General features: G+C 47.7%; 4 protein-coding genes. 1 reads left to right on the forward strand and 3 read right to left on the reverse strand.

The features are described 5' to 3' along the window. Positions 1-155: 155 nt before the first annotated feature. A complete protein-coding gene (locus ACTHUE_RS13250) occupies positions 156-1,472 on the forward strand; it encodes a hypothetical protein (RefSeq protein WP_219089329.1) in 1,317 nt (438 codons plus the stop codon). A gap of 112 nt (positions 1,473-1,584) precedes the next feature. Here ACTHUE_RS13250 and ACTHUE_RS13255 read toward each other — a convergent pair whose 3' ends face one another. From ACTHUE_RS13255 to ACTHUE_RS13265, 3 genes are all read right to left on the reverse strand, one after another. Beyond that, positions 1,585-2,274, reverse strand: coding sequence for a hypothetical protein (locus ACTHUE_RS13255; RefSeq protein ID WP_107810573.1), 690 nt, complete (start codon positions 2,272-2,274; stop codon positions 1,585-1,587). Then, complete coding sequence (locus ACTHUE_RS13260; RefSeq protein WP_219089668.1) at positions 2,256-3,314, reverse strand: beta-ketoacyl synthase N-terminal-like domain-containing protein; 1,059 nt, start codon at positions 3,312-3,314, stop codon at positions 2,256-2,258. Before ACTHUE_RS13260 ends, ACTHUE_RS13255 begins: the two co-directional genes overlap by 19 nt. Beyond that, on the reverse strand, positions 3,311-3,512 hold a 202-nt coding region (locus tag ACTHUE_RS13265), incomplete at its 5' end, for an acyl carrier protein (protein WP_440423688.1). The genes ACTHUE_RS13265 and ACTHUE_RS13260, both read right to left, overlap by 4 nt.

The following is a 3,512-nucleotide window of genomic DNA, read 5'->3' on the forward strand; positions in this document are numbered from 1 at the left end:
CTTTATATGACAAGTTTCAGACGGCCTAAGACCTTTTATTCCAATTTTCAACCTTTCAGCCACAGTTTTACACCGCCTAAAAATAAGTTGGCGGATGCTGACAGTGTACATAGTATAATTACACTTTAAACAAACAATCTGATTCTATTGCTTTTATGAAACCGTTTTTCTGCAAAACCGCCATTGCCCTCAGCCTGACCCTCCCCGCCGCCGCCAACGCTGCCGAGTATGTCTGCAATGTTGAAGGCATCACTGTTTATACCTCACACCAGATCAACAATACCTGCCGCGTTACCGATTCGTACAGCCTAGTAGAAACAAATGTATCTCAAACAAACACTGAGCAGCTAAATTTGAATTCGACTCTTACAGAACAACAAACAGATCCGAAATTGGTTGGAACACAGAACATTTTCAATAAAACAGAAGTAACAAACCAAAAAACTACTAGATCAACGGCTGATCACTATGTTCCTGTTATAGAAACACAAACGGCAATAGCTCCTGTTGAAACCAAGCAATATCCCGTTAATACTTTCGCCATATTCAATACCACACCTGTTGTTCAAATATACCCCTCTGCACCTATCACTCAGGCACAAACTACCCCTCAGGAAAGTCATAGATCGGATAGCTTTTTCTCTCCTCATACTGAGCAGATATCTACCCAAACTCTCGCCGCCCTGAACGTGCACACTGACCAAGCTACCACCACCCAATTCCTGAATCATTCTCTAGATTTGGAGCCATTGGACAACAAGACAGCAAAAAGTACAACAGCCGAAGAACCGGCCAAAACTGAAGTTACACACACAGAACAAACTGTTTCCAAAACATCGATAAACCGCACAACCAATATTAAAAAAACAGTAACCAAACCACTTAACGCTGAAAACTCTTCTGCATCGTCCGACAAAACCAATATATTAACAGGATCTACAACCGAGATTTTCGCACTGACAGACTCGGTCAAGCCGACCGAACCCATACCAGCGGCAGCAGCAATTCCAACGAAGCCTACCAAAACCCCATTGCCCAAAGCATATGGACCAACCACTGATGCACTCTTCAACGATAAAGATGTCGATAACGACATCAAAATTCTGCTAAATGGTCCGAGCGGTGGCGTTACCAATACTGCCGAAGCTGCTAATCCGCGTCTGAATATCCTCCTACGCAACAGCATACAGAAACGCCAGGCCAAGCAAAATAGCCAGCAAGACATCCGCCGCAAAGCACCGATTCGTACCATTCCTGCAACCATTGCTGCACCACAACCCAAACCTAAAGAAACACGTAAACAGGTATTACAAGGTGAAATTCGCAACGAACAAACCGCTATTATCCGCCTTCAAACCCAGCTGAATGCGGCCAAACAAAAAGGCGATCAGATTAAAATCCAACAGCTGACCCGTACCATCAACGACCGCAAAGCAAATATCCGCGCTATTCAAGACGAGATGTCTCGTTGATTGGTTTTTGATACAAAAAGGCCGTCTGAAAATATTTTCAGACGGCCTTTTTAATGGTGCAAACCTTATTTATTCAAAAAACAAATACTTTCTCTAAAATCATTTTCCCCCATCACGCCAAAGTATATTTCTTCACATCCCTACCCTCGTGCGCCATTACTACTTCTAGCCAATCGGCGATATTTTGCCAATAATATTGCGGCTTTTCAGACGGCCTATCAGTCTGAGTACCTTCATCATTCAACACAACGGGAACACCCTGCTCTGTACCGGCTTCAAGCAAAATCCAGATACTGCCTTCATAGGTATCGGCACGGACTGCTTGATGTTCATATGCCCAACCAACCGCAGCTTGTCCGCCATTTTGCAAAGACTGCATCGCCAGAGATAATGGATGAAAGCAGGTATCTACATTGTTGTCGGCAGTAACGACCAAAGTTGCACCATGCGTTCCTAACGCTCGCGCGGCATGAAAAACGGGAGCATTGTGTAGGTTGGCAATAAAGTCAAACGGCATCGCGGCGTGATGGTTCAGCACATTGTCTGCCATTTTTTCAAATACGGATGGCGAAGAAAACGGCGTACCGAGAAAAACAGCGCAATCAGGACAGATTTCGCATTGCTCTTTCAGTTGCCCTGCACCAAGCGCGGCAATCAAACTCAAACGGCTGAGGCGGCGGGTATCTATACCGCTTTGCTGCTTTAAGGTTTGTTTGAGGATTTTACCGCCGGTGCCAGCGTCAGTATCAAAACGCACAGCGGCGGTAATATGGATATTAGGATTTACGGTTGCCATTGCCATACCAAAGATGTGTTGCTGCCGCCAAAACCAAACTGATTGGCCAAACAGAAAAAGCCGCCTTTTTGTGAAGCTGCACATTCGGAAAAACAAATTTTCCGCCCCTGATAATCGTTGCTTCCGCCTTGTTTTAAAGCGGATAAAAGCAGGGCTGTTTCAAGGGCTGCCGTGGCGCCAAGCGTGTGTCCAATTTGCGGTTTGAACGCCATCAAAGGCGGCAGTGTACCGAATATATTTTCCAGTGCGGCCAATTCGGCGGCATCGCTGTCAGCCGTGCCGATGCCGTGTGTTTTAACGGCTGCAATGCTTTCAGGAGCGATGCCTGCAACATCCAAAGCTCGACGCATCACCTGCTCTTGCGCTTGGCCATCGCTTTGAATCAGGTCATTGCCTGTATTGGCGGCGTGTCCGATAAGTTTCAGACGGCCTGAAGAAGATTCGGGAGCAGCAGAAGATAAGGCAAGCGCGGCAACACCTTCGCCTAAAATCAAACCGTTTCCGCCAAAAGGCTGATAGTGTTCGGCCAGCAAACCCAAGCTGTGAAAATGCAGCAAAGTCAGCCGGTTGAGGTTTTCAATGCCAAGCACAAAGGCACGCTCCGCCCCGCCGCGCAAGCAGTTATCCGCCTGAATCAGCGCATGGGCGGATGAAGTGCAGGCAGTAGCGAAACTGAAAATCTGCCGATTGCCGCTGCGCCGGCGCAAATCTTCGGCGAGATAAAGCAGATTATGTTCCTCTACCACCCTATTGCCTGCAAAATGACGGTTTTCATATTCGGAGATGGAATAGGAACTGGAACCGATAAACACCGGCGCATCATGCCAGCTTTCAGACGGCCAGCCTGCATTTTCGGCGGCTCGGCGCAAATGTTGTTCGGCAATATCCGCAAATTCCTTCCGCCCCAAACTGTCGCCGGCGAATGCACGAAAATAAGCAGCCTGCTGCGGCTGGTTTAAAAACGTATAAGACACCGCATCAGGCCATCTGAAATCCGTTTGCGGATTCAAGGCAGAAGTGGCCGCCGTACCGCAAACCCAACTCACGCGCCATGCTCCGCACGGATAAACGCCGCCAAATCGCGTACGCACATCATATGTTTGCGCACCATACGGTCGCCCTGCAGGCGAACTTGGAAATACTGTTGCAAGGCAACGCTGATTTGCAGCGCATCAAGCGAATCCAAACCGACCGGACTGTCATCGCCAAACAAAAGTGCATCGTCGGTGAAATCATCCATATCC

It is taken from the genome of Neisseria sp. P0021.S005, from assembly GCF_051956955.1.

Bases quoted from the DNA above. Each gene is read 5' to 3' on its own strand.
- ACTHUE_RS13250 (WP_219089329.1), top strand. From the start codon at position 156: ATGAAACCGTTTTTCTGCAAAACCGCCATTGCCCTCAGCCTGACCCTC.
- ACTHUE_RS13255 (WP_107810573.1), bottom strand. From the start codon at position 2,274: ATGGCAATGGCAACCGTAAATCCTAATATCCATATTACCGCCGCTGTG.